General features: G+C 52.5%; 21 protein-coding genes. 11 read left to right on the top strand and 10 right to left on the bottom strand.

What is annotated here, in order from left to right; all coding sequences use genetic code 11:
• Nucleotides 1-2,165: VCBS domain-containing protein (locus tag FHR98_RS09545; RefSeq protein ID WP_221205823.1), on the top strand; the 2,165-nt coding region annotated here is incomplete at its 5' end.
• A gap of 121 nt (nucleotides 2,166-2,286) precedes the next feature.
• Nucleotides 2,287-4,449: a CHASE2 domain-containing protein gene (locus tag FHR98_RS09540; protein WP_322091238.1), complete on the top strand. Its 2,163-nt coding sequence runs from the start codon at nucleotides 2,287-2,289 to the stop codon at nucleotides 4,447-4,449.
• A gap of 12 nt (nucleotides 4,450-4,461) precedes the next feature.
• Here FHR98_RS09540 and FHR98_RS09535 read toward each other — a convergent pair whose 3' ends face one another.
• From FHR98_RS09535 to FHR98_RS09525, 3 genes are read right to left on the bottom strand one after another with little or no spacing between them, the layout of a single operon-like run.
• Nucleotides 4,462-5,148: an alpha/beta hydrolase gene (locus tag FHR98_RS09535; protein ID WP_183416443.1), complete on the bottom strand. Its 687-nt coding sequence runs from the start codon at nucleotides 5,146-5,148 to the stop codon at nucleotides 4,462-4,464.
• The gene (locus tag FHR98_RS09530) at nucleotides 5,145-5,921 is read right to left on the bottom strand and encodes an ABC transporter ATP-binding protein (RefSeq protein WP_183416442.1); all 777 of its coding nucleotides are present in this window, start codon (nucleotides 5,919-5,921) and stop codon (nucleotides 5,145-5,147) included. The genes FHR98_RS09535 and FHR98_RS09530 overlap by 4 nt, the downstream gene beginning before the upstream one ends.
• 5 nt (nucleotides 5,922-5,926) lie before the next feature.
• Nucleotides 5,927-6,718: an ABC transporter permease gene (locus FHR98_RS09525; protein WP_183416441.1), complete on the bottom strand. Its 792-nt coding sequence runs from the start codon at nucleotides 6,716-6,718 to the stop codon at nucleotides 5,927-5,929.
• A 289-nt stretch (nucleotides 6,719-7,007) separates the two neighbouring features.
• Between FHR98_RS09525 and FHR98_RS09520 the strand changes: the two genes are divergently transcribed.
• The 5 genes from FHR98_RS09520 (at nucleotide 7,008) to FHR98_RS09500 (ending at nucleotide 12,647) form a co-directional block, all read left to right on the top strand.
• Nucleotides 7,008-8,603, top strand: coding sequence for an ABC transporter substrate-binding protein (locus FHR98_RS09520; protein WP_183416440.1), 1,596 nt, complete (start codon nucleotides 7,008-7,010; stop codon nucleotides 8,601-8,603).
• A gap of 72 nt (nucleotides 8,604-8,675) precedes the next feature.
• On the top strand, nucleotides 8,676-9,689 hold the full coding sequence (locus FHR98_RS09515; RefSeq protein WP_183416439.1) for an ABC transporter permease subunit: 1,014 nt from the start codon (nucleotides 8,676-8,678) through the stop codon (nucleotides 9,687-9,689).
• Nucleotides 9,690-9,714: 25 nt separating this feature from the next.
• A complete protein-coding gene (locus tag FHR98_RS09510) occupies nucleotides 9,715-10,623 on the top strand; it encodes an ABC transporter permease subunit (protein ID WP_246377659.1) in 909 nt (302 codons plus the stop codon).
• 12 nt (nucleotides 10,624-10,635) lie between these two features.
• Nucleotides 10,636-11,640 (top strand): ABC transporter ATP-binding protein, encoded by a 1,005-nt coding sequence (locus FHR98_RS09505; protein WP_183416437.1) that lies wholly within the window; start codon nucleotides 10,636-10,638, stop codon nucleotides 11,638-11,640.
• Nucleotides 11,637-12,647 (top strand): peptide ABC transporter ATP-binding protein, encoded by a 1,011-nt coding sequence (locus tag FHR98_RS09500; protein ID WP_183416436.1) that lies wholly within the window; start codon nucleotides 11,637-11,639, stop codon nucleotides 12,645-12,647. The genes FHR98_RS09505 and FHR98_RS09500 overlap by 4 nt, the downstream gene beginning before the upstream one ends.
• 5 nt (nucleotides 12,648-12,652) lie before the next feature.
• Here the strand turns inward: FHR98_RS09500 and FHR98_RS09495 are convergent, their stop codons facing one another.
• A complete protein-coding gene (locus FHR98_RS09495; RefSeq protein WP_183416435.1) occupies nucleotides 12,653-13,624 on the bottom strand; it encodes a DUF3179 domain-containing protein in 972 nt (323 codons plus the stop codon).
• A 184-nt stretch (nucleotides 13,625-13,808) separates the two neighbouring features.
• Here FHR98_RS09495 and FHR98_RS09490 point away from each other — a divergent pair, with 184 nt between their 5' ends.
• From FHR98_RS09490 to FHR98_RS09480, 3 genes are read left to right on the top strand one after another with little or no spacing between them, the layout of a single operon-like run.
• Nucleotides 13,809-14,813, top strand: coding sequence for an aldo/keto reductase (locus tag FHR98_RS09490; RefSeq protein ID WP_183416434.1), 1,005 nt, complete (start codon nucleotides 13,809-13,811; stop codon nucleotides 14,811-14,813).
• Between the two features lie 18 nt (nucleotides 14,814-14,831).
• On the top strand, nucleotides 14,832-15,935 hold the full coding sequence (locus tag FHR98_RS09485; RefSeq protein WP_183416433.1) for an isocitrate/isopropylmalate dehydrogenase family protein: 1,104 nt from the start codon (nucleotides 14,832-14,834) through the stop codon (nucleotides 15,933-15,935).
• A gap of 45 nt (nucleotides 15,936-15,980) precedes the next feature.
• Nucleotides 15,981-16,946, top strand: a complete 966-nt coding sequence (locus FHR98_RS09480; RefSeq protein WP_183416432.1) for a 2-hydroxyacid dehydrogenase — start codon at nucleotides 15,981-15,983, stop codon at nucleotides 16,944-16,946.
• A gap of 3 nt (nucleotides 16,947-16,949) precedes the next feature.
• On the opposite strand, the gene FHR98_RS09475 is transcribed toward FHR98_RS09480, so the two are convergent.
• The 5 genes from FHR98_RS09475 to FHR98_RS09455 all read right to left on the bottom strand — a co-directional run bounded on the left by FHR98_RS09475 (nucleotide 16,950) and on the right by FHR98_RS09455 (nucleotide 21,955).
• Nucleotides 16,950-17,279, bottom strand: coding sequence for a DUF6285 domain-containing protein (locus tag FHR98_RS09475; protein WP_183416431.1), 330 nt, complete (start codon nucleotides 17,277-17,279; stop codon nucleotides 16,950-16,952).
• A 26-nt stretch (nucleotides 17,280-17,305) separates the two neighbouring features.
• Nucleotides 17,306-18,256 (bottom strand): phosphotransferase family protein, encoded by a 951-nt coding sequence (locus FHR98_RS09470; protein WP_322091237.1) that lies wholly within the window; start codon nucleotides 18,254-18,256, stop codon nucleotides 17,306-17,308.
• 77 nt (nucleotides 18,257-18,333) lie between these two features.
• Nucleotides 18,334-19,530: an acyl-CoA dehydrogenase family protein gene (locus FHR98_RS09465; RefSeq protein WP_183416429.1), complete on the bottom strand. Its 1,197-nt coding sequence runs from the start codon at nucleotides 19,528-19,530 to the stop codon at nucleotides 18,334-18,336.
• A 23-nt stretch (nucleotides 19,531-19,553) separates the two neighbouring features.
• A complete protein-coding gene (locus FHR98_RS09460) occupies nucleotides 19,554-20,321 on the bottom strand; it encodes an SDR family NAD(P)-dependent oxidoreductase (protein WP_183416428.1) in 768 nt (255 codons plus the stop codon).
• Nucleotides 20,318-21,955: an acyl-CoA synthetase gene (locus FHR98_RS09455; RefSeq protein ID WP_183416427.1), complete on the bottom strand. Its 1,638-nt coding sequence runs from the start codon at nucleotides 21,953-21,955 to the stop codon at nucleotides 20,318-20,320. Before FHR98_RS09455 ends, FHR98_RS09460 begins: the two co-directional genes overlap by 4 nt.
• Nucleotides 21,956-22,078: 123 nt before the next feature.
• Here FHR98_RS09455 and FHR98_RS09450 point away from each other — a divergent pair, with 123 nt between their 5' ends.
• On the top strand, nucleotides 22,079-22,726 hold the full coding sequence (locus FHR98_RS09450; RefSeq protein WP_183416426.1) for a DsbA family oxidoreductase: 648 nt from the start codon (nucleotides 22,079-22,081) through the stop codon (nucleotides 22,724-22,726).
• Nucleotides 22,727-22,730: 4 nt separating this feature from the next.
• Here the strand turns inward: FHR98_RS09450 and mfd are convergent, their stop codons facing one another.
• The gene (gene mfd, locus FHR98_RS09445; protein ID WP_183416425.1) at nucleotides 22,731-26,225 is read right to left on the bottom strand and encodes a transcription-repair coupling factor; all 3,495 of its coding nucleotides are present in this window, start codon (nucleotides 26,223-26,225) and stop codon (nucleotides 22,731-22,733) included.
• Nucleotide 26,226: the final 1 nt, after the last annotated feature.

Raw genomic sequence — 26,226 nt, 5'->3', positions numbered from 1 at the left:
CCTACACGGTGTCCAACGCGGCGGTGCAGTTCCTGGATGCGGGTGAGACCATCACCCTGTCGTTCGACGTGACGGGCAGCGACGGCGAGACCAGTGACAACGGTACCATCACCATCACCATCAATGGTGCCGCCGATACACCAGCATTTACAGATGCGCCAGATGTGGAAGGAACCGTCGACGAGAACAATCTGGTAGCGGATGATGTTCACGGAGGCGGCTGTGACCCAGCAGAAGGGCCTATTGTTACCTCTGGCAGTTTCTCGGTCCAGGATCTGGATGGCGATGCCTTGTTTATCTCTTTTGTGAGTTTTGTCGCATCCGACCAGAGTATTGGCAGCGATAGTTTTGGTGCAGGTGACACGGTAACCATCTCTGCTGTTTCCGGTACCTTCACAATTACAGGTACTAGCACTGTCGAAAATGACGACGGTTCTTTGACGACAACTTTCTTCTGGCAATATGAACTTGAGAATCCGGCGTTCGATGTGCCCGGTGTTGATGAGATAGAGCAGTTTAATGTGATTGTCTCGGATGGGACAAATGATGTCACCTTAACTACCGTCGCAACGATTGTACTCACAGATTCGCTTCCCGTTGGAGCGGTAGGTAATGAGACAGTCAATAATGAAATAACGACGGTATCCGGTGACCTAGGCATTTGCTTCGGTGCGGATGATCTATTAGCCGATCCATTTGATGCAGCAGTAACGGCCGTGAACCCGACCAGTATCCCGGCGGGATTCACCGCCACCTTAATCGATACCAGCGGGGGAGCCTTTACATACAGCATCACCTCGGATGATCCGAGTGATCAAGCTGAGTTCGTCTTGGTAGTCAATGCAGACGGCTCCTATGAGTTCTCGATTGTCAGTCCATTAGAGGGAACGACGATCGAACAAACGTTGGTGGGCTTGACGCCAGGTGGCCCAATTCCTTCCTTAGTGCTAAATCTGGGAACGAGTGGTTTGCAAGCCACCTTCAGCAATTTTGAGGACAAAGGCGGCATAAATTCCTCTGGCCAAGGCATGGGGGTTGGAAACAATCTAGTCAATACCGGCGAACTCCTTGATATCAGCTTTGATAATCCCGATACGCCGGGCGCTGAGCCGATCTTCCAGATTCTTTTTGATATTCAAAAACTTTCAGTTGGCGAGGTCGTCACTTGGTCGGTGACACTGGCCACAGGTGAAGTAATAACCGGTACTTATACTGCAGCTAATGTCGTGGACAATCCGGCAACACCGGAGAATGAAGCCATTACTTGGGGTGAAAACTCGACCGTTGCCGATTTCGATCTGCTTCTTGCTGCTTTTCTCCAGGGTACTTTGCTATCCAGTGATATCCCGCAAGGCGGCCTGACGAGCCCCGAGTATCAGCAATTACTTTACGACATGATCGGGACTACCGGATTCGACGAGATTTCCCTCGGGGCCGGTACGAGTACGGACTATCGATTGCTCTCGATGGAGATCAGAGAGACATTCAGCGCCGAGGACACCGCGTTCTCTTTTGATGTCGTGGCTAGTGACAATGATGGCGACAGTGTGACCTCTCCCCTCACCTTTGTTATAAATGCAGACGGCGATCCGGTTGCCACTATTCTGGGGCAAGCAGTCGACGATCCTCTGACTTTGGACATTGATGAAAGCGCAAATACGTTAGTCGGTAGTGAATTGGGCGATATCATCTTAGGACTCGCGGGTGATGATATTCTTTATGGTCGAGGCGGTGCGGACCAAATTTTTGGTGGTAATGGCGCAGACGTGATCATTGGAGGCCCTGGCGATGATCAAATTTATACCGGTGAAAATATCACGCCTATTCTGAACGATCTTAGCAACGATACGATCGTAATTGGCCCTGGAGACGGCCTAGATACAATTTATGGGTTTGATATCAGTGGTAGCAGTTCAACACCTGGAACAGGTGATATTCTGGATTTGGGTGAATTGTTTAGCGGTGGGGACGAAATTTTAAGTCTGCTGTTTGGTGACCTTACGGGCGACAGCATTGATGATGTTGAGGTTTCTGTAAATGGAACCCCGGTCGCTGTTCTTGACGGCGCTACATTATTTGACGGCGCGGGCGCGGCTGATTTAGTTGCGTTGCAAATCGACTCAACTGAAATCGAGAATTCCATTGTGACCAGCACGCTGGTTTAGCAGTGTATAGTGTTCGGTAAGAAAAGCAGGTCCACAAAGAATGAAGTTCCCTCGCTTGCGCGGTCTCTATACCCAGATTTTGGGTCGGCGAAGCGCAGGTTATGCGAGGCTTGCGGCCGTCGTGCTTTTGTTCATCGTCATGGTTGCGCGCCTAATCGATCCATTGCCGCTGGAAACCCTAAGGCTCAAAACCTTTGATTTCTATGCTCGTATGTTTCCACGGGCCCAGTCGGCCCAGCCAATAGCGATCGTCGATTTAGACGAGGAATCCTTGGCGCGCCATGGGCAATGGCCATGGCCTCGAACGCTCGTCTCTGATTTGCTGCTGGGATTACGCGATTCTGGTGCCGTCGCGGTCGCGTTCGATATTGTGTTTGCAGAACCAGACCGTCTTTCCCCGGGACTTTATGCAAGCACCTTCCCGCGGATTGATCCCGGATTGCGGTCAGCTCTTCAGGAGCTGCCAAGCAACGATAGTATCCTCGCCGAAACTATGAAGAAATTCCCTACGGTTTTGGGCCAATCCGGATATTACCGAGAATTGATTCGCCCTGATTCCACGCCACTTAAGACCATTCCCATTGCTTTTCTAGGTGACGACCCGACACGGTTCCTCATCGAGTTTCCAGACGTCGTCAGGAACATTGCAACGCTGGAATCAGCAGCAGCAGGAATTGGAATGTTCACGCTACTCCCAGAGCAGGACGGCATTGTGCGCCGTGTCCCGGCACTCATGCGATACGGCGATGTGTTGATGCCATCACTCTCCGTAGAGTTACTGCGCGTTGTAACCGGTGGGGCTCCGCTTGTGGTTCGCACCGACAGCGCGGGTATCAATTCCTTGAGCATTGCCAAGTTGCGCATTCCAACCGACGGTAACGGTCGCATCTGGGTTCACTATGCCAAGCACGACCCGAGCCTCTATATATCTGCAAAAAACGTACTCGATAGAACGGTTCCGACGAAGAAGCTGGCGGGAAAATTAATCTTGATCGGCACATCCGCCACTGGCCTTTTTGATATCAAGGCGACGCCGCTCGATAGTGCGATGCCAGGGGTCGAAGTGCATGCGCAGCTGCTCCAAACGATGCTGACAGGAGACTTCCTCGTTAGGCCAAACTACGCGTTAGGCGCCGAGCTTTTTTTAACCGCGATGCTCAGCATTATAATGATAGTGCTGGTACCAATTATCGGCGCCAAAATGGCCTTTGGTCTTGGCGCAGGACTTGCCATTACAACTTTCGCAACCTCTGTTTATCTCTATGCACAGGAGGGGCTTCTACTTTCACCCTCATATCCCCTTCTCAGCAGTTTGATGATTTATAGCGTTCTGGTGTTTCACAATTACATCAGCGAGGAAACCGAAAGGCGTTATGTTCGGTCCGCATTTGGTCAGTACCTTTCACCAGACCTTGTAGAGCAACTCGCCCAAGACCCCCAAAAGCTTATTCTTGGTGGTCAGGTTAGAGAGATGACCGTGTTCTTTAGCGATGTACGCGGGTTCACGACTATATCTGAAAGTTACAAGGCAGACCCTGCCGGCCTAACGCGTCTGATGAACAGAATTCTGACGCCGATCACCCATGATATCCTTAGTCAACGCGGCACAATTGATAAGTATATTGGTGATGCGGTGATGGCTTTCTGGAATGCACCTATTGATGATGCGGAACATGCTGAAAATGCTTGTCGCGCCGCTTTGTCAGCACTTGAGAGTGTCGAGAAACTCAACCTGGAACGAGAGCAAGAAGCAGCAGTGTTCAGCCAACCGTTTCTTCCACTGCGCATAGGAATCGGAATTAACAGTGGCAACTGCCTCGTTGGGAATCTGGGATCAGACATGCGATTTGATTACTCGGTGATGGGCGATACCGTGAATGTCGCGTCTCGCCTAGAAGGTCTGACAAAGCTTTATGGTGTCGCCGTAGTAATCGGAGCGAGGACTCGAACACTCTGTGCGGCAGATCTTGCGTTCATGGAAATTGATTTCATAAAGGTGAAAGGCAAAACAGAGCCTGAACGAATATATGCGCTGCTTGGCGCCGAATCCCTCGCACGAGACCAAATGTTCCAAGACCTGGCCAAAGCTACGGAAGGATTTCTTGTCGCCTTCAGAAACCGACAATGGGATGAGGCCGAGGCCTTGTTAACGCGTGCAAAGTCTTTGTCATCGCCGCATGAGCTCGCCAGCTTTTTCGAACTTTATGCCGGACGAATTTCGGAACTGCGGCAGTCGCCACCACCAGAGGATTGGGATGGCTCAATCGTGTCTCTTGAGAAGTGACTTTCTGCAAACTCATAAAATCTGAGAAATGGTTTTTGTCAGTTTTTCTGGTGCCGCAACCATTGGCATATGTCCGGCATCGATCTGAAGAATTGGGTCGCAGTTTGCAGTCTGCGCCATTTTTCGTTGTAGGGTAGGTCCAATAGCGCGGTCCTTGGTGCATACAACATAAGACGAAGCGATCGGTGTGGACGGCCCTTGCGGAGAAACCTGTTTGAAATCGGCCGTTGGCTGAGGCTGCGCCTGAGAGGCTAGTTTGTTGGCAAGATCTTGGGGTAGATCGTGGAAAAGTATGTAGGCTGCACCTTTGGCGTCGATAGTGGCAAAACCCGGTATCGACGTGGAACTGCGAACTGTAGGAACTTTTGATTCACTATCTAGACGAGCGAGATCGGCAACCGATTGTCCTGATTGGGGTAGGTAGGCGGCGACGTAAACTGCTTTGTCTATGAGGTTTGGCCAGCGGGCTAGTACCTCTGCTGCGAAAATACCACCCAAACTGTGAGCGACAATAACTGCCCCCTGCCCTTCAGATTTGCTGACAGTATGTCCAAGCCGTTGAACTCTCTCTTCAAATGAACCAATGGTTGGCCTTAGGTCGACGGCTTCCACCGGTTGGCCGACTCGCCGGGAAAGCAATTTAGGGAATTCGCCCCAGATCTCTGGGCCGTAATATGCGCCATGGAGCAAGAAAATCATGCGTTCGTCTGTTTGGACGCGACGCTTAGCTCATATTCTGCCAATACGGCATCGGTCGGACCAAACGCTTTCAGTTCCCCGTGATCCAGCCAAATAATCGAGTTGCAGAAGCGGCGCAGCAAAGCAGAACTATGTGATGCAAGTACCAAAGTCCCAGCGTCTTCTATCAAACGCCTAACCCGTTCTTGTGCCTTGTTTTGAAATGAGCGATCGCCTGCCCCAAAGACCTCGTCGATAAGTAGAATATCGGGATCCAATGCCGTTGCGATGGCGAATCCCAGACGAACGGACATCCCAGATGAATAAGTCCTCAAAGGGAGATCGATAAAATCTTCCAACTCGGAAAAAGCGGCTATCTCAGGAAGCAGCGTTTCGATTTGCGCGCTCGACATGCCAAGTAAATGTCCGGCTAGCCTGATATTCTCTCGTCCGGTTGCGCGCTCGTTGAGCCCAATCCGGTTTGTAAACAACGTAGATAATCGACCCTCCACGGCTAACGTACCGGCACTGGGTTGGTAAATGCCTGCTATAAGGCGTAGGAGCGTCGATTTACCCGCGCCATTGCGACCGATGATCCCGACTCTATCGCCATGATTAAGTTCAAAGCTAATGCTATCAAGAGCGCGCACTTGACCGCGCGAGCCAATTAAGCGTGTTAGTCGCCCTCCGACAGATCTCGACCCTCCCCGTTCGGTTTCTTGAACCTTGTCACCTAACAACGGAAGATCAAGACATACCGCTGTTGCTCTGATTGCTGGTTTACTAGGCTTCACGGGCACTAAATCCAAAACACAATGAAACGCCTGGTTCGCCCATAGACCAGCACAGAAAGCAGCAATCCGCACACGGTAAAGGCAAAAACAATCTGCCAAGCTAGAAGAGATGGAGAATTCCCCAGGAGTGGTTCCCGTACAATCTCTAAGAAATAGGTAAAGGGATTGTAACGGGCTATTAGGGAGCGTGTTGGGTCATTGCCGACAGACCAGAATACCGGAGTAAGAAAGAACAAAAGGCGTGTAGCGGCATCAACAGCAAACTGAAAATCCCTGAACCGGGAGGCAATGATGGCGAACAGCAAAGCAGTCCATAGCCCATTGACCATTACCAGCAGGATGCCAGGGGCGAAGTAAAACGTTTCACTCCCGATCGGTGTTCCGAGAACAATCAACAGAACCATTAGGATAGGGAGATTGGTAGCCCATTTTATGGTTTGGAATGCGAGTCGACGATAAAGATGCAAACTCAAAGGGTTCGGTATACTGAGGATAAGAACCCGATTTTGTTCGAATACGACTGTGCCGCTAGTCATGAAAGACTGGAAGAGAGACCAAAACACAACGCCAATGGCGATGTATTCCAAGCTGGCGTTGCCACGGTTTCCGCCAAAGATAAGCCAAAGTCCGGTGATCCACGCAGCCATGTGAAGGGGCTGCCAAAAAGGCCCTACGACGGTTCGCCGGAACCCTGAAACAAAATCATAATAGGCAAGAGTTATCCAGCTGCGCCAGCGGAGCGCGCCCTCTATCAAATCGCCTAAAGCCGCTTTCTGCTCAAATTCACGTTCAGCCAAATCGGGCACTTCCTACAAAATTGGAGCCAAGTTCGACCATCGAGAGTTTATTGGCTAGATACCGACAAAGGGCAAATCCTTTTCCACACAATCTCGTCGTTCATATTCATAAATACATAACTGATGAACTTTTCTGCATGAGAGTGGATTGACTCAACGCGGCCATCAGGCGCTAAGTAAGGACGCTCATGATGGGCACGGGGACGTCCTGGCGGAAGAAGGTGGAACACCCCTCCGCGAGGCTGGGTTTATCTATCGATCAAGAAACTTTGCAACGGGAGGATTACTCTTGAAACGCGCAATTCTTGCAGCTTCGATTGGTATATTGGCTAGCTTGGCGTTGGCCAACGGTTCTGAAGCTAAGACCCTCGTTTACTGTTCTGAAGGCAGTCCTGAGGGTTTCAATCCGTCGCTTTACACTGCGGGAACGACCTTTGATGCATCCTCTCGCCAGATCTATAATCGACTGGTCGAGTTCGAACGCGGAACGACAAAGATCATTCCGGCTCTTGCTGAGTCGTGGGATGTCTCGGATGATGGCACAACCTATACGTTCCATCTTCGCAAAGGCGTGAAATTCCAAACTACATCCGCCTTCACCCCGACTCGCGATTTCAATGCGGATGACGTTGTGTTCAGTTTTGAGCGCCAACGCGATCCCAATCACCCTTACCATCAGGTCTCCGGCGGGCAGTATGAGTACTTCCAATCAATGGACATGCCGAACCTGATCAAGGAAGTGAAGAAGGTTGATGATCATACCGTTCAATTCATCTTGAACCAGCCTGAAGCACCCTTCATCGCAAACCTTGGAATGGACTTTGCATCGATCATGTCGGCGGAATACGCCGACCAGATGTCAAAAGCAGGCACACCAGACCAGGTGGACTTAAACCCAGTAGGAACAGGTCCTTTCCAACTTGTGGCCTATCAGAAGGACGCGGTCATCCGATACAAGGCCAACCCAGATTACTGGGCTGGCAAGGCCGCCATTGATGACCTGATCTTCGCGATTACCCCGGATGCCTCTGTCCGCTGGCAGAAACTGCAGGCCGGTGAATGCCACGTGATGCCCTATCCAAACCCGGCCGATTTGGACGCAATGTCCAAGAATGCAGATATCAATCTGTTGCAGCAGGAAGGTTTGAACGTCGGATACCTAGCTTTCAATACGGAGAAAGCACCCTATACCGACAAGCGGGTTCGTCAGGCGCTGAACATGGCGGTCAACAAGCAAGCAATCATTGACGTAGTTTTCCAGGGTGCCGGCAAGGCAGCCAAGAACCCGATCCCGCCGACGATCTGGTCGTACAATGATGCCGTGCAGGATTATCCATATGATCCGGCCAAGGCTAAGGCGCTTCTTGCGGAGGCTGGTGTCACCAGTTTGAAAACCAACATCTGGGCCATGCCGGTTCAGCGCCCCTATAATCCAAACGCTCGGCGTATGGCAGAGTTGGTCCAGGCTGACTGGGCAAAAGTTGGCGTAGAGGCTGAAATTGTCTCCTTTGAGTGGGGCGAGTATCTCAAGCGTTCCAAGCTTGGCGAGCATGAGACCGTGCTTTTGGGTTGGACGGGTGACAATGGTGACCCGGATAACTTCCTCTATGTCTTGCTTGGCTGCGAAGCTGCGAAAGACAGCGCCAACCGCGCACGTTGGTGCCACAAGCCTTTCGATGATCTGCTTGTCGCAGCAAAACGGACTGCAGATGTGGCCGAGCGTACGCGTCTCTACGAAGAAGCTCAGGTTATATTTAAGGACGAGGCACCTTGGATTACGGTGGCTCACTCGGTCGTCTTTAAGCCGGTCCGCAAAGAGGTCAAGAATTTCAAAATTGACCCCTTCGGCGGCCATGTTTTCTACGGCGTGGACATCGCGGAGTAAGCGAGGTTCCTGTCGACGGACGTTGGGACGGGTGACTATCGTTGCCCGTCCCTTCATGCTTTCGGTGACCTGATGTTTCAATTTTTTCTCAAGCGCCTAGCCATGCTGGTGCCGACATTTATCGGCGTAACCATGATTGCATTCGGGCTAATTCGGTTAATTCCCGGGGACCCAATAGAACTTCTATCCGGAGAGCGTGGAATAGACCCCGCGCGGCACGCCGAATTAATGAAGCAATTTGGGTTCGACCGACCGCTCTATCAGCAGTACATAGATTTCTTCGTTGGTGTCCTACAAGGCGATCTTGGAAACTCAATCGTGACTAAGAAGCCGGTAGTTGCAGAGTTCCTTACGCTTTTCCCGGCAACGCTGGAGCTATCACTATGCGCTATCATTTTTGCCGTGGTGATAGGTCTTCCGATTGGTGTGATTGCCGCCGTGCGGCGTGGAACTGCATTCGACCACACGACTATGGGTTTTGCCCTGACAGGCTATTCGATGCCCATCTTCTGGTGGGGAATTCTACTAATCATGCTGTTTTCCACACAGCTCGGTGTAACCCCGGTTTCCGGGCGATCCGATCTAATTCGGTTCTACTATGAAAACCCCACTGGCATTATGTTAATCGACGCGGCGCTTTCCGGACAGAAAGGCGCTTTTGCCGACGCCCTGCATCATCTTGTCCTTCCAACTGTGGTGTTAGGCACCATCCCCTTGGCCGTGATCGCACGCCAAACTCGCTCAGCGATGCTCAATGTGCTTGGAGAAGACTATGTGCGAACTGCGCGAGCCAAGGGTTTGTCGCCTTATCGGATTATAGGCCTTCACGCGCTGCGCAACGCTTTGATTACCGTAGTGACGGTAATTGGACTGCAGGTTGGCGTTTTACTGGCTGGTGCAATCCTCACCGAGACGATTTTTGCATGGCCGGGAATTGGGAAGTGGATGGTCGATTCGATTAGTCGACGCGACTACCCTTCGGTGCAGGGCGGACTTCTGATGATCGCCAGTTTGGTCATGGTGGTCAACTTGATCGTGGATCTCCTATACGGGTTGATCAATCCACGTATCCGGCATGCGAGGTGACGTCATGACCGAGCAAGGACAAAGCATGGCTGCAGAAACCGCAATTGCCGATCCACAGATCGAGCAAAAGCCTGTTCACCCTATCAAAGAGTTCTGGTTCTACTTCAAGGAAAACAACGGTGCCGTTGCTGGCTTGGGCTTTGTGGTTCTGTTGATTTTTACTGCAATATTTGCAGACGTTATTGCCCCGCATGATCCGATTGAGCAGTACAGACAGTTTGCCCAACGTCCGCCTGCTTGGGTAGATGGTGGGAGCTGGCAGTTCATCCTTGGGACGGACGCCACAGGACGCGATATCCTTTCGCGGATTATTCACGGCTCACGTTACTCCCTGCAGATAGGCTCGATTGTGGTGGTCATCTGCCTGAGCGCTGGAATTTGCATCGGTCTTGTCGTTGCGTTTGCTAAAGGCATAGCCGATGCGATTGTTATGCGAGTTATGGATGTTATTCTGGCAGTGCCTAGCTTGCTGCTGGCACTCGTCGTGGTCGCTATCATTGGGCCAGGACTGGAGAATGTCATGATCGCCGTTGCCGTCGTGTACGTACCGCACTTCGTGCGTCTGACGCGCGCCGCGGCGATGTCGGAATTATCGCGCGACTATGTCACAGCGAGCCGCGTTGTCGGTGCTGGAACGCTCCGTTTGATGTTCAATGTAGTTCTTCCAAATTGCATGGCTCCACTCATTGTCCAAGCAACCCTGGCGTTTTCAACGGCAATATTAGATGCGGCCGCGCTTGGTTTTCTTGGTTTGGGTGCGCAACCACCAATTCCGGAATGGGGTACGATGCTGGCTGATTCTCGGGAGTTTATAACCAGTGCTTGGTGGATCGTTACTTTCCCAGGACTTGCCATTCTTGTCACTGTTCTGGCCATAAACCTTATGGGCGACGGTTTGCGTGATGCGCTGGATCCGCGACTTAAGCGCAGCTAAGGAGATTTAGGTATGGCATTGCTCGAAGTCCGGAATCTGACTGTCCAATTTCCAACGAGCCGAGGCCCTTTCAAGGCTGTCGACGGGATTGATCTGACCGTCGATGGAAAAGAAATACTTGGTGTCGTTGGAGAGTCAGGCTCGGGAAAATCGGTGACTATGCTGGCAACGATGGGTCTTCTGCCGCCGTTGGCTAAAGTGACAGCGGATCGACTCAATTTTGGTGGCGTCGATTTGTTGGAAATTGGAGCCAGGCAAAGACGCGCCATCGTGGGCAAGGATCTGGCCATGATTTTCCAGGAGCCAATGACCAGTCTCAATCCATGCTTCACGATTGGCTATCAAATTGGAGAGGCTCTCAAAACCCACATGAAAATGGATAGGGCTGCGAGACGACATCGAACGATCGAGTTGCTGGATCTGGTCGGAATTCCAGATCCAGAGGGACGCATAGACAATTTTCCGCATCAAATGTCCGGCGGCATGAACCAACGTGTCATGATTGCAATGGCGATTTCCTGCAATCCAAAACTGCTTATCGCGGATGAACCGACAACCGCCTTGGATGTAACGATCCAGGCCCAGATACTGGATCTTCTTGTTCGCCTTCAAAAGGAAAGCGGTATGGGGCTTGTCCTCATCACGCATGATATGGGTGTGGTTGCCGAGACGGCGCACAAGATTGCCGTGATGTACGCGGGCCAGCAAGTTGAAGAACAAGGCGTGGAAGGCTTGTTCAATCGTCCGTTCCATCCTTATACCGCTGCATTGTTAGATGCTTTACCAGAACGGTCGTTAGGCACAAAAAGGCTTCCGACCATCCCTGGTGTTGTGCCGGGTGCGGGTGATCGACCATCGGGTTGCCTCTTTAGCCCTCGATGCCGATTCGTGAGTGACAGGTGTATTCGTGAGGTGCCGCAGCTGGCAGTTGATGATCAAACGAAAGTTCGTTGCTTTAACCCGCTAGGAAAAGTTGAGGCTTCGGGGCGGCAAGCCGACAGTGAGGTTTCCGCATGACATCCCCTATCCTTCAAGCTCGAAATCTTGCCAAGCACTACCAGGTTAAGCGTGGTTTCATGAAAGGCTCAGCTATCGTCAAGGCCGTGGCGAGCGCGTCCTTTGAACTCTTTCCAGGACGGACATTGGCCGTGGTCGGTGAGTCCGGTTGCGGTAAATCGTCTTTGGCACGCTTGGTGACGCTTATTGAAACGCCGACGGCGGGCTCTTTGCTTATAGATGGCGAGGATGTCAGTAAGGCAACAAAGGATCATTTGCGGCGCCTGCGCCAGGATGTGCAAATCGTCTTCCAAGATCCTTATGGATCGCTAAACCCACGAAAGAAAATCGGTGCAATACTAGAAGAACCCCTGATTATTAATACTAGAATGGGGGCGGAGGAGCGGAGACAGCAGGCTCAAGAGATGCTGGCTAAAGTCGGTCTGCGTCCCGAGCACTACAGCCGGTACCCGCACATGTTCTCCGGCGGTCAGCGCCAGCGCATTGCGATAGCACGCGCTTTGATGTTGCGGCCTCGGATTTTGGTGGCAGACGAGCCCGTGTCAGCCCTTGATGTTTCGGTACAGGCGCAGGTCTTGAACCTTCTGATGGATCTGCAGGAAGAATTCGACCTAGCCTATCTGTTCATCTCCCACGACTTAAGTGTCGTGCGGCATCTCGCGGATGATGTGATGGTCATGTATCTGGGAAATGTGGTGGAGGAAGGAAAGCGGGATACGATTTTTGAGAACACCACACATCCCTACTCGCGGGCTCTCCTGGCGTCGACACCTGCCGTTAATCCCGCACATCGCCATGCACGGGTGCCCTTACGGGGTGAGCTCCCCTCACCTCTCAATCCACCGCCAGGTTGTGCGTTCCATCGGCGCTGCCCCTACGCAACTTCGATTTGTTCGCAGGAACAACCTCAATTGGAGCAGATAGCCAATCATGCGGTCGCTTGCCATCATGCTGCGCTGGTATTGGAAAATAAGGCGCCTCTAAAGGAAGAAGCTGGTGTTGTTTGAGATGACTAGCGATTAAGCATACCGTCCGGTTTGAACGCATGGAACACGAAGGCGAAAGTCAGATCATAAGCAACTTCGACACCGTCGCGCATCGCTGTAATTTGACCAATATCCTGGCCGTCAGCGATACGGCGACTATCCAACGCTGAGTTCATGCCGGGTTTCCATTCGAGAACCAAGTTGTCGGCGTTGATCGTGCCTGCTTTTTTCAGACTATCTAAGCTCCAAGCCTCTTCACCTACGACAACTACGTAAGCCATGGGCGCAATTCCTTTAGGGTATCCGCCACGATAGAGGAAAGGCACGGATGCGCTATCGTACCCACTGTAAGGGTTGGCGCCGTAAGGTCTAAGGTCCGGGTTTTCTGGCACCAGGACCAACCCGTCCGGGCGGCGTTTCTTGAAGCTACCATAAGATTCTAATCTTGCCGGCAGCACCGCGAGTTGCTTGCCCGTAAGGTCGCCGACGATCGCTTCTCCCAAAAACTGTTGCCACCAGCTTTCGGTCTGCCTGTCATACATTACGAGATCGGAGTGGCGAAGTTTCCCTGTCGTGCCGAAGTCCAATACTTTCCCGTCGATACGACGATCAAAAACAATCGCTGCGTTGCAGAGAGGGCAATAGGTCACAGCTACAGGTATCTCACCAATCGTATCATTGACGATCTCATGCCAGGTAAGAACCCGTAGTGGATAGGCCTTTGCCTCTCCGTTGACGATTAATCCGATTACCGGTTCCGTTTCGGCGATGCCTTCGATTTCCGCTTGCGGTTTGAACTTAGGGTCGTCGATGGCAGGGATGCCATCTTTCGGCGGCCCACCGGATATCACCTCGCCCAAATCAATCGAGGTTTTGGTGAAGTCGGTATCGGGCCACTCATACGACCATGACGATGGGTCGTTCTGAGCAGCGGCTGCGCTAATTCCTGCTGTCGAAAGGAACACGAAGGCAAAAAAAGCTCTTGCTACTCTTTTCATGCCATCAGACTGTCGTTCGCAGCATTCACGCACAAATCAAATACTTGCGATGCCTTGTCAAAACCAAGCTTGCATCGAAGCAGTCATTGCTCACACTGTGAAAACTAAATCGGTTTAGGTTTTTTGCATCCAAGAATTGCTGCGTTTGGTGTGTAGCAATCAAGATCATTGGCGAGGGGACAAAATGCAATACAAGAACCTTGGTAAGTCGGGACTCAAGGTTTCCAGGATTTGTTTGGGAACAATGATGTTCGGTGACCAAACAGAATTTGCAGAAGCGCGGGATATTGTCTCGGATGCGCGTCAGGCAGGGATAAACTTTATCGATACAGCCGACGTATATAGCAGGGGCAAGTCCGAAGAGATGGTAGGCCGGTTGATCGGCGAAGATAGACAAAATTGGGTTCTGGCGACCAAAGTCGGGAACCCTATGGAGCCAAAAGACCCACTCAGCGGCGGCTTAACTCGGCGGTGGGTGCATCAGGCGGTTCGCGATAGCTTGGAACGATTGGGAACCCGCTGGATTGATGTTTACTATTTGCACTGTCCTGATGCGGATACCCCCATCATGGAGACGCTCTCAGCGCTTAAAGAATTGTTGGATGCAGGCCTCATCCGCTATTGGGCTCTGTCGAATTTCCGGGCGTGGCAAATTGCCGAAGCGTTCGCTGCCGCGAGTGTTCTGCGAATGCCGCCGCCAGTTGCCTGCCAGCCTTACTACAATGCAATGAATCGGATGCCCGAGGTGGAAGTACTCCCCGCTTGCGCACACTTCGGTATTGGCGTGGTTCCCTACAGCCCATTGGCACGGGGTGTTCTAACTGGAAAATACGATCCGGCTGCAACTGCGCCTTCTGACACTCGGGCCGGACGTGGAGACAAGAGAATGCTGGAATCGGAGTTCAGAAAGGAATCAATGGAGATCGCCCAGGAGATTAAGAAATACGCCGAGACGCAAGGAACCACTCCAGTTGCCTGGGCGTGTGCTTGGTTGCTCGCCAATCGCACAATATCTTCAATCCTGGCCGGGCCGCGAACCTTTTCGCAATGGCAAGGATACAAGGAAGCGCTGGACTATGAGTGGAAAACAGCCGATGAGGCTTTTCTCGACGCAAGAGTTCCTGCTGGCCATCCGTCCACTCCCGGCTTCACAGACCCGCGTTATCCCCTGACCGGTCGGCCGGTCTGATGCCAAGGACAGAAAATAATGCAGAACAAGAAAGAGCTTAAGATCGCCGTCATGCTAGGTGATGGAATCGGTTTGGAAGTAACGCCGGTTTGCGTGGAGCTTCTACAGAAAATTGTCCAGGGTATGGATTCCGTATCGCTCGCATTCGAAGAGCTTCCTTCAGGTGCCGCGTGCTACCGGGACACTGGCGAGTCGCTTCCGGCGCACACTTTGGAGCGCGCGCGCAAATCTGATGCAATTTTGCTGGGGGCGATGGGGTTGCCCGACGTTCGCTACCCTGATGGCACGGAGATTGTGCCTCAAATTGAGATTCGAGAGATACTTGGCCTTTTTGCCGGCGTTCGCCCAATCCGACCGTTGCCGGGACTACCCGTGCCGCTGGCAAGTCCGCGTACAGCAGAAATAGACTTCGTATTGATACGAGAACAGACGGAAGGACTGTTTGCCGAACGAGGCAAGACGTTGTTCGAGCGCCCAGAGCGCGCCACAGATGTCCTGCGAATCACGCGTGAAGGATCAGAACGGCTCTTTCGCTTCAGCTTTGACCTTGCATGTGAAAGAAAAGCCGCTGGGTTTCCGGGCAAAGTGACCCTTATTGATAAGGCGAACGTCCTTGGAACAATGGCATTTTTCCGTGAAATCTTCGACGAAGTCGCTGAGGATTATCCAGGTATCGTCACGGAGCGCTGCTATGTGGATGCCATGGCCATGAACATGGTGAAGAGACCATGGGATTATGACGTGATGGTTTCCGAGAATATGTTTGGCGATATCCTTTCGGATCTGGCCGCGGCTTTGGTAGGCGGACTGGGAGTCGCCCCTTCAGCGGATATTGGAGCAGATAATGCAGTGTTCCAGCCTTGTCATGGGACGGCGCCGGATATCATGGGGACAGGCAAGGCAAACCCAACGGCGATGATTCTTTCGGGTGCAATGATGTTGGAATGGTTGGGAAACCGCCACCGTCTTCCAGAGCTGAGCACGGCGGGGCGTCAGCTCCATCAAGCCGTCGATCGGGCATTTGCTGATGGAGCTCTGTTACCTTTTGAATTTGGCGGACAATGTGGCACTCAAGCGATCGCCGATCGCGTTGCGCAGGAACTTGATGCGCTCCGTTCTTAATTACCTCTTCCTATCCGCCCTCGTTAAGTCAGACGGAGACGACTCATGACGAACAAGCGAAAGATCCTCGTTGGAAGAAAGCTTCCAGACGCTATCGAGACGAAGCTGTCGCGTGACTATTTGCCCCTGTTCAACAGTGACGATCACGTCTTTTCACCCGATGAACTCATTGCCAAATCACAAGGAATGGACGCCATTCTCGCTTGCCATTCAGAACCTCTGAACGCCGAGGTAATCGCCTTGTTGCCTGACACAGTTCGGTTGATCGCAAACTTTTCGGTTGGCGTAGATCACGTCGATCTGAACGCTGCAAAAGCGCGAGGAATAGTTGTTACAAACACCCCGGACGTACTTTCTGATGCGACCGCGGAGATTGCTATTCTTTGCATGCTTGGCGCGGCTCGGCGCGCTAGTGAAGGCGAGCGATTGGTGCGGTCTGGACATTGGAACTCTTGGAGCCCTGCCTTCATGGTGGGCACACAGATTACGGGTAAGCGTATAGGCATTGTGGGTATGGGACGGGTTGGCCAAGTGTTGGCGCAGCGTGCATCAGGGTTTGGGATGAAGATACACTATCACAACCGCCGCCCCCTGCCGAGTATAACCGGGTTCAACGCCACCTTTCACCCGCAGTTGGAGGAAATGCTTCCGCTGTGTGATGTCCTATCTCTCAATTGTCCAGCCACCCCAGAAACGCGCGGACTGCTAAATCGCGCGCGGATAGATTTGCTGCCGGAAGGCGCTATTGTGGTCAACACCGCGCGCGGTGCGCTGGTCGACGACGAGGCACTGATTGCGGCCCTTAAAATCGGAAAAGTTGGGGCTGCCGGACTTGATGTGTTCAACGATGAGCCAAACCTTCATCCTGGTTATCGTGAGCTGGATAACACCTTCCTATTGCCACACATCGGTAGCGCGACGCGGGAAACGCGGGACGCAATGGGCTATCGCGCGCTCGAGAATATAGAAGCTTTTTTCTCAGGAAAGGAACCGGTCGATCGCGTAGCCTGATGCTTATATTGCTTTAGGATTACTGATCGCAACACGTGCAGTCGTCTCTTCCATCAAGGCGCTGTAGAGATCTGGTGTAAGCGCTGCATTATCTCTGCGCAGCTTGGCAACCACAGCAGCATCATCGCTAAACCCGAGCACCTCCAACACCTTTCGCCGATGCTTGTGAACTGCGCTTGCTTGCTTCAGTTCGCGTAGCGCGATAGCTAGAGCATTGGCGATCATGAGCATTTTGTAGCGCTCACGCTGTTCACTTTGCGGGATGATCTCTTCACTTAAGGTTCGTTGCGCTTCAACAATGAGTGCTAAAGCGTCTGGGCGATCTTCTGACACGTAGACCCCTTTCCTACTCGCAGACCCTACGGGCGCGTCATCCGAAGAATCTGCAACTCCAGCTCCGCCGCGATGCGGCCAGTAAGCGCTAGCTCAAGCGATAGCTCTTCCCCGCGGTGGTGCCGCGCACCTTGCTGTAATGCGATAACGGCCCAGCGTATGTGGGCCATAATCTCCCAAAATCGAACCACGCTGTCGTCCACAACGGTTCCGGTTTCGTCTTGATAGCCCTGATAAAAAGCTGCGCGGCTTGAAATTCCACCTGCCTCCAGGTCCGGCCTCCCGAAACGCCAACAAGCCGCACAAAACCAACCTAAATCGCTATTCGGGTCACCCCAGGCTGCGAACTCCCAATCCAGAATGGCAACCAAGCCATGCTGATCGAGCAGTAAATTGCCGGTTCTGAAATCTTGGTGAATTAGCACCGGTTGTGATCGATCCTCCGGAGCATTTTGCAAACACCACGACATACCCCACTCCAGCGCTGGACGGACCTCATCCAGCCGGTCCAGAAAAGTCCTATAATCTTCTATGGCCGTAGCAACCGGACCAGCGCTTGGAAGCGGAAGAAAACTCAGATCGTTGCGAGGCGGCCGAATGCTGTGGATGCACCCGAGCTCGCGGCCCAACCTATAGCCGAGTTGCTCTCGATCTCCACCAATTGACCTGTCTTTCACAACCTTTGGTCCCAAGGCAATACCTTGAAGGAAAGGCATTAGATAGAAGGGCCTACCTATGACCTCTAAATCATTACAAAGCAGTAGTGGCTTCGGTACGGTGACGCCGGCGTCTTCGGCGGCCTTCAACAATGCAAACTCCTGGGCACGTCCGTGGCTCACGTCCAGCGCTGATAGAGAGTCAGTACGAAGAACCAGATCTTGCTTGCCGTTAATCGAACCGCCGTCAAAAACCGTTGTAAGCTTCCAGTTTTCCTGAATGGCTCCGCCCGATAAACGTGACAAGGCTTCAATTCTCACGCTTCTCGCCCCGGTGGCACCGGCAAGATATTCAGCAAGTGACTCTCGACGGTTTGGTAAATCGTCGGTTTGTAAGTTTATTGCCATCCCCAGAAATCGGTCCCCTCTTGCATTAGAAAACGACTCAGGACCATCCGATGCACTTCCGACGCGCCGTCAACCAATCTCGCCTGGCGTGCGTAGCGATACATCCATTCTAGTGGTGTGTCTTTAGAATACCCCCGCGCGCCGCATAGCTGGATAGCTGTGTCGACAGCCTGGTGCAGAGCGTCAGCCACTTGAATTTTGGCCATGGATACTTCCTTGCGGGCAAAATCACCCTGATCAAGTTTCCAAGCCGCTTTCATTGTGAGCAACCGGCCAATCTCAATCTGCATGGCAGCGCTACCAAGCAAATTCTGAATACTTTCCCGGTCGGCCAAACGTTGCCCGAAGGATTCCCGTTTCTCAACGTAGGTGGTGGCGATTTCCATCGCCCGACGCGCCATTCCAAGCCACCGCATGCAGTGTGTCAGGCGCGCTGTTCCTAACCGAATTTGGGTTACCTTTAGGCCGTCACCAATCCCCATCAATCTATTGTCGTCTGGAATCTCCAAACCATCGAAAAGAAGTTCGCAATGTCCACCATGTTCCTCAGGACCCATGATTGGGATCCGCCGCACGATCTCCCACCCTGGCTCATCTCTGTCGAAAAGGAATGCTGTCAGGCCTTTGCGTGGATCATCCGAAGTTTTGGCAATCAGGATGAAATGCTGTGCGACACCTGCCCCCGTTATGAACCATTTGCGTCCTTTGACGATCCAGCGTTTGCCGTCACGAACGGCCGTGGTTTTCATGAGGGTGGGGTCAGAACCGGCGCCGGGCATTGGTTCTGTCATTGCAAACGCAGAGCGAACTTCACCATCTATGATAGGTTGCAACCAACGTTTTTGCTGATCCTCTCGTGCAATTTTCTGGAGCAGGATCATGTTACCGTCGTCGGGCGCTGCAGCGTTGAAACATATCGGGCCAAATATTGATCGCCCCATTTCTTCATAACAGGCGGCCATTCCTATCATTGAGAGACCCTGGCCACCTCGGTTAACGGGCATTTGCGGTGCCCAAAGACCGGCGGTTCGAACTTCCTGGCGTAATGTCTCAAGAACATCTAAGCGGATATTCTCATGCTCGTCGTAGTTCGCGGAATCTCCTTCCAGGGGTATGACACGCTCCTCAACGAAACCACGTATTGCAGTCCGCAGGCTCTCATGTTCAGGGCCCAGCTTGAAGTCCATCTTGGTACTATCCTTTTATCGCTTCACAAGGTCGAACTGTGACCACCATCTACTACGAGCACGGCTCCTGTCATATATGCGCCTGCATCGCTTGCTAACAAAAGCAGCGGACCCTCCAGATCTTGAAAACGCCCAAAGCGCTTTTGCGGGATGGCTTTTCGCAAATGCTCGCCGGCTTTGCTATCAAGAAAGTCTTGATTGATATCGGTTTTGATGTAGCCCGGTGCCAGGGCATTTACACGGATTCCATAACGGGCCCACTCTGCTGCCAATGCCCGCGTCAGATTGATGAGGCCGCCTTTGCTCGCGCAGTAGGAGGCAACCTGCTGAGAGCCCTGCAAACCTAAAATCGATGCAATATTCACTATGCTACCACCCTCGCCATGGTCGCGCATTGCCTGTGCAGAAGCCTGCGCCGTCAACCATGCACCACGGAGATTAGTGTTGATGACCCGGTCCCAGTCATCTATTGAGGCATCGAGCGCTAAACCATCTGCAACGACACCAGCATTATTGATAACAATCCGCAAAGGGCCAAGTTCGGTTTGCGCCAGTTCGATCGCTCTTTTCACACTTTCGGGATCGGCAACATCCATACTGACCGGCAGGGCCCTGCCCCCTTCGGCTTCAATCCGTTCGGCGAGATCTGAGAGGCGCTCAACATCCCGTGCCCCCAACACAACCTTCGCGCCAGCTTTGGCAAGTACCTCCGCAAAATATGTCCCCAATCCACGGGATGCACCAGTAACCAATGCCACACGCCCTTGCAGGTTCCATAAAGGATTGATCATAAGGCTGCAGCCCTTTCGCGGAGTTCGAACTTCTGAATTTTCCCTGTTGAAGTCTTAGGCAAAGGGCCAAAAACAACACTTTTTGGTACTTTGTATCGGGCAAGATGGTCACGGCAAAAGGCGATGATATCATCGGCGGTCGCGGCCGCTCCCGCCTGGAGCGTCACGAACGCACAAGGCGTCTCGCCCCATTTTTCATCAGGCTGAGCGACCACGGCGGCTTCCAGCACAAGCGGATGGCGGTACAAAACTTCTTCTACTTCCAGGCTGGAAATGTTCTCGCCACCGGAGATGATGATGTCTTTGGAACGATCCTTGATTTCGATGTAGCCATCGGTGTGCTGCACACCGAGGTCACCTGTATGAAACCAGCCTCCTCGCAGTGCCTGTTCGGTAGCCGAAGGGTTCTTCAAGTAGCCTTTCATCACGGTGTTGCCCCGTAACATGAGTTCGCCGATAGTCTCGCCGTCCCAAGGTGTCGGCTCAAGCGTGTCCGGATCCCGAATCTGTGCATCCTCCAGAGTGACGTACTTTACACCTTGACGCGCCATTTTCTCAGAGCGCCCGCGCAGGTCCAAACTGTTCCAGTTATCTTGCCAGGCGCAAAGCGTGGCCGGACCGTAGCATTCCGTCAGCCCATAAAGATGAAGCACATTAAACCCGGCTTCCTCCATGCGCTCAATTACAGCGCTCGGTGGAGCCGCGCCGCCCGTGGCTATCTTAACATTGTGAGAAAAGAGGCGTTTCAAGGACTCATCGGCATGAGCCAATAGCGTCAGAACAATCGGAGCGCCACACATATGGGTCACCTTGTGCTTTCCGATGAGAGGATAAATAAGTGCTGGATCGACACGGCGCAGGCACACATGTGTGCCACAAGCGGCTGTTACCGCCCATGTATAAGTCCACCCGTTGCAATGGAACATTGGCAAAGTCCAAAGGTAGACTGTGTCCGACGTCAAATTGAAACTGATGAGGTTTCCAATGGCATTCAAGTAAGCGCCGCGATGATGATAAACCACACCCTTTGGGCTACCGGTAGTGCCGGATGTGTAGTTGAGTGCAATGCCCTGCCATTCATCTTCCAGCAGCGGAAAGGCCGCATCAGTTGCACCTTCTGTAAGGAATTCTTCGTACTCCACGTCGCTAAGCGGCGCACCACCTTCGGCAAGTGAATCCTTAATATCTACTACAGCGGGTGGATTGCTCATCAATGCGAGTGCCTTGCTGATGACAGGGCTAAATTCGCGGTCCGCAATAAGAAGTTTTGCTTCACCGTGTTCTAAAATGAACGCAATACTCTGTGCATCCAGGCGGACGTTCAAAGCGTTCAATACAGCGCCCGCCATGGGAACGCCATAATGCGCCTCGAGTAATGCTGGAATGTTGGGCGCCATAACCGCAACGCAATCTCCACGTTTTATTCCGCGGCTCTTCAATGCGGCAGCAAGTCGAATGCAGCGCTTTTCGAACTCACTATAGCTAATGGTAATTTCACCGTGGATCACCGCTGCCTTGTCGGGATAGATCATTGCGGCCCGTCGGAGAAACGAAAGTGGCGATAGTGCAGTAAAGTTTGCGCTGTTTTGTGCCAACTGCTGCTCAAAAATACTTTCGCTTGGTCCTGCGCTCATCAACTTTCTCCAACGATCTTGCGATAACATTGCCGATAGGTCGGCTTGTAATTGCCTTAGAGTGTGTAACAAATAGCAACGCAGACGCCACAGTCCAATGCGGGCGATTGAAAGGATGCGACGATGCGAATCGATATCTTCTCCGACACGATATGCCCTTGGTGCTTTATCGGAAAGCGTAGGCTGGAGAAGGCAATTGAATCACGAGGAGAAGAAGTTGAGATTCACTGGCGCGCTTTTCAGTTAAATCCGGAAATGCCCTCCGCCGGGATGGATCGGACGGAGTATCTTGAGAGAAAGTTCGGAGGGCCGGAGGGCGCATCACAAGTGTACAGCCGGATTGAAGAAGTCGGTCGCTCGGAAGCTCTGAATTTTGCCTTTGACCGAATTTCACGAACCCCGAACACCGTGGATTCCCATCGTTTGGTTCGCTTTGCGACTAACATTGGAAAGCAGGAAGAATTGGTTGAAAGGCTTTTCCAGGCCTATTTCACTGAGGGAGCCAACATTGGTGACCGGAAGCAGTTGGCCGAGATTGCTGTTGAAGTTGGGCTAGACCGTGCCGAGGTTGAAGAGTTTTTGGCAGGTGAAGATTTGAAGGAAGAAATCCTCGCTGAGGACCTGTTTGCCCGCCAGCAGGGAATTCAAGGCGTCCCCTGCTTTATCTTCGACGGCCGTTACGCTGTCTCAGGCGCTCAGGATCCCGAGGTATTGATGAAGGTAATGGATAGCCTGAACGCCGCTGCTGCCGAACAATCAGCCAGCGAATAGTAGGTTAGGCAGCAACTAGGGCAGCTAGTTGGCTAATGAGGTTGCGTACACCCCGGAGGCGCTCCCGTGCACCCGGCCAACCTCGCCGATATACGAGCTTGTGGTCGGGGCGCAATTGAACGGTTCCCACCTGTTTGGAAATAAATTCGATCAAGCCGCCGGGGTTTGCGAAACTATCTTGGTGGAACGACAGCACAGCACCTTTTGGGCCGGCATCCACTTTTGCTACGGCGGCGTGTCTGCAAAGTTGTTTGATCTGCATGATCTCGAGCAAGTTCTCGACTTCCTCGGGAATAGGACCGAACCGGTCGATTAGTTCCGCTGCAAATGTTTCGACCTCTGGCGTGTTTTGTAACTCGGAAAGGCGGCGATAAAGTCCCAAGCGCACATCCAAGTCGGAAACGTAACTATCTGGGATAAGTACGGACGTGCCGACATTAATCTGCGGACTCCAGTTAACCTCGCCATCCATTGATCTAAAGCCTTCGTCTTTCACTGTGGCTACGGCTTCCTCAAGCATCTGTTGATAAAGCTCCACGCCCACTTCCCGAACATGCCCAGACTGTTCTTCTCCCAGTAAATTGCCGCCACCTCTGATATCCATGTCGTGACTGGCCAGCGTGAAGCCAGCCCCAAGATGATCGAGTGTCTGCATGACGTGCAAGCGCCGCTCTGAGGTTTTGTTTAAGAGGCGACTAGCTGGAAGTGTAAGGTAGGCATAACCGCGCAGCTTTCCACGCCCTACCCGGCCCCGTAATTGGTAGAGCTGGGCTAAGCCAAACATATCGGCACGGTGAATGACGAGTGTATTGGCTGTCGGTATGTCCAGTCCCGATTCAACGATGTTTGTCGATAAAAGGACATTGAAGCGACCCTCATAAAAGCCGCTCATTACGGCTTCGAGTTCTGTCGCGCTCATGCGTCCGTGGGCAACAGCCAAACGAACCTCGGGAACTAACTTATCCAGGCCATCGGCTAGTTGCTGGAGGTCTTCAATTCTTGGGCAAACATAAAAAACCTGCCCGCCGCGATTGTGCTCTCGCAGAATTGCCTCTCGAATGATGACGTTGTCATAAGGCAAAACGAAGGTTCGGACTGCAAGGCGGTCGACGGGCGGTGTTGCGATCAAGCTCATTTCCCGCAAACCGGACATAGCCAGTTGAAGGGTTCGGGGAATGGGTGTAGCCGTCAGCGTCAATACATGGACATCCGCGCGTAACTGCTTCATCCGCTCCTTCTGTTTCACGCCGAAGTGCTGCTCCTCATCAACGATAACCAGCCCTAACCGTGGAATTGCTACCGACTTTGCTAAGAGGGCATGTGTGCCGATAACGATATCCAATGTCCCTTTTGCCAATTCATCTTTAACCAGTGTCGCATCGCGTTGACTCGTCAATCGTGAAAGCATTCCTATGCGAACCGGGTAGCCTGCAAAGCGCTCAAGGAAAGTGCGATAATGTTGACGCGCCAGAAGCGTGGTTGGCGCAACGATGGCAACTTGTTGGCCCGACAATGCAACTAAGAAAGCTGCTCTTAGGGCTACTTCTGTCTTGCCGAAACCAACATCGCCGCAAATTAAACGATCCATGGGCTTGCCAGAGGCGAGATCTTCGGCAACTGCAGCTATCGCAGATAGTTGGTCATCAGTTTCCGGGTAGGGAAAACGCGCGCAGAAATCTTCATAAGCTCCAGCCGGAATTTGGACGGGATCTACGTGATGCAGGGCGCGCTTCGCCGCGACCGACATTAGCTCTTTTGCTATTTCCAAAAGTCGTTTTTTTACCTGAGCGCGCCTCGCCTGCCACTGACCCTGGCCTAATCGGTCCAGTTCAATTTGCGCGCCATCCGAACCATAGCGTGATAGGACATCAATGTTCTCGACCGGAACAAACAACCTATCACCGCCGTGATACACCACTTTCAGGCAATCATGTGGGGCTCCGGTTACATCCAGAGTGACCAAGCCTTCGTAGCGCCCAATTCCATGATCCACATGAACCACGAGGTCGCCTTCGGAAATACTCGAAACTTCTCGAAGGAAATTGTCGGCTCTGCGCTTCTGAAGTCCGGAACGACCGATTCGTTCGCCAAGCAAGTCCTGCTCGCTAATAAACAGCTTGCCATCAATTTCAAAGCCTTGCTCGTTCCCCAATGGAATAGCAGCAATGGCGCCCTTTGGAAGATCCTTCACCTCTTGCCAAGTATCAATCGACACCACAGAAGTAAGGTCATGTTCGTGAAGCAATCCGGCTAAGCGTTCTCGGCGCCCCGGTGTGGATGCCGTCACCACCAGTTGGTGGCCGGAACCAGCAGCGACCCGCTGTTCCCTTTTTAAACGTTCATAAACCGCGGTGGAGCCGAGTGCACGCTCTTCAGCAAAGTTCATGCCGGGGCCGCCGCCGAGCGATACTTTCACATGGTCATCTGTATCCGGCGCCGCAAACTCGTAAAGTTGTCCGCAGGAAAACTGTGCCAACCTGTCGCGAATTTCTGTATCGCTTAGGTACAAAGAATTCGGTGGAAGCGCATGGTAGCGGCCGGAATCGGCGGAGGCTTTCGTTTCAATCACCGGTGTTTGCTGTCGCGCTTGGTAGAAATCAGAAATTGTTTCCAAGCGTGTTTCCCGAACTTCATCAAAGCGTGGATCCAACGTGATTACCGCAGTATCTGGCAAGTAGTCAAAGACCGTATCCATCCGCTCGTGAAACAGTGGCAGCCAGTGTTCCATCCCTTGGTACAGTCGCCCTTCCGAAACCGCTTCGTATAAGGGATCACCAATGCCCGTCGTTGCGAAAATTTCTCGATATCGCGTGCGAAAGCGCCCTTTGCTAGCTTCGTCTAGAATAAGTTCATTGACTGGCATCAGGGTAAAATCCGGACAGTTACCTTCCGAAATCTGCGTCAAAGGGTCGAAAGGCCGTATCCGTTCTAGTTCATCACCAAAGAAATCCAACCTAAGCGGCAACGCTGCGTTGGACGGGTATATATCCAGAATGCCCCCTCGAACCGCAAACTCCCCGGGTTCGCCTACCGTATCGACCCTCAGAAATCCGTTTTCTGTCAGAAAGCTCTGAAGATCGTTGGTTCCAATCCGGCTCCCTTTTTTCAAATGAAGGAGGCGTCCATCAAACAGGCTTGGAGGTGCGACGCGTTGCATTACGGCGTTGACCGTGGTCAAAACAACTAAATTGCTGTCCGAGCTAAGGGCCTTTAATCGCGAAAGAGCCGATAACCGCTGCGCGACGATGTCTTTGTGCGGACCAGCACGGTCATAGGGGAGACAGTCCCACGCAGGAAACTCTATAACCTCCCTATTTGGTGCAAAGAACCTGATTAACTCAGCAAGGCGGGCTAACCGCGCATCGTCTCGCGCAACATGAAATTGAACACCCTCCACCGGTACTAACGGGCTTTCTCCGGCTAGAAACCACGCATCAGGGCCTTCGAGTGCATGTTCGAGTATCCATGCGACACCCGGCGTAAGAAAATCTTTGGGCATC

The sequence above is a fragment of the Limibacillus halophilus genome (assembly GCF_014191775.1).
In the GTDB taxonomy this organism is placed as follows: Bacteria; Pseudomonadota; Alphaproteobacteria; order Kiloniellales; family CECT-8803; genus Limibacillus; species Limibacillus halophilus.
The sequence above is the reverse complement of the archived record's forward strand: the minus strand, read 5'-3'. Positions and strand labels throughout refer to the sequence as shown.

Excerpts from the sequence above, each read along its gene's own strand:
- FHR98_RS09505 (WP_183416437.1), top strand. The coding sequence starts at position 10,636 with ATGGCATTGCTCGAAGTCCGGAATCTGACTGTCCAATTTCCAACGAGC.
- FHR98_RS09500 (WP_183416436.1), top strand. The coding sequence starts at position 11,637 with ATGACATCCCCTATCCTTCAAGCTCGAAATCTTGCCAAGCACTACCAG.
- FHR98_RS09490 (WP_183416434.1), top strand. The coding sequence starts at position 13,809 with ATGCAATACAAGAACCTTGGTAAGTCGGGACTCAAGGTTTCCAGGATT.
- FHR98_RS09480 (WP_183416432.1), top strand. The coding sequence starts at position 15,981 with ATGACGAACAAGCGAAAGATCCTCGTTGGAAGAAAGCTTCCAGACGCT.
- FHR98_RS09465 (WP_183416429.1), bottom strand. The coding sequence starts at position 19,530 with ATGGACTTCAAGCTGGGCCCTGAACATGAGAGCCTGCGGACTGCAATA.
- FHR98_RS09455 (WP_183416427.1), bottom strand. The coding sequence starts at position 21,955 with ATGAGCGCAGGACCAAGCGAAAGTATTTTTGAGCAGCAGTTGGCACAA.
- FHR98_RS09450 (WP_183416426.1), top strand. The coding sequence starts at position 22,079 with ATGCGAATCGATATCTTCTCCGACACGATATGCCCTTGGTGCTTTATC.
- FHR98_RS09460 (WP_183416428.1), bottom strand. The coding sequence starts at position 20,321 with ATGATCAATCCTTTATGGAACCTGCAAGGGCGTGTGGCATTGGTTACT.
- FHR98_RS09535 (WP_183416443.1), bottom strand. The coding sequence starts at position 5,148 with ATGATTTTCTTGCTCCATGGCGCATATTACGGCCCAGAGATCTGGGGC.
- mfd (WP_183416425.1), bottom strand. The coding sequence starts at position 26,225 with ATGCCCAAAGATTTTCTTACGCCGGGTGTCGCATGGATACTCGAACAT.
- FHR98_RS09485 (WP_183416433.1), top strand. The coding sequence starts at position 14,832 with ATGCAGAACAAGAAAGAGCTTAAGATCGCCGTCATGCTAGGTGATGGA.
- FHR98_RS09495 (WP_183416435.1), bottom strand. The coding sequence starts at position 13,624 with ATGAAAAGAGTAGCAAGAGCTTTTTTTGCCTTCGTGTTCCTTTCGACA.
- FHR98_RS09510 (WP_246377659.1), top strand. The coding sequence starts at position 9,715 with ATGGCTGCAGAAACCGCAATTGCCGATCCACAGATCGAGCAAAAGCCT.
- FHR98_RS09515 (WP_183416439.1), top strand. The coding sequence starts at position 8,676 with ATGTTTCAATTTTTTCTCAAGCGCCTAGCCATGCTGGTGCCGACATTT.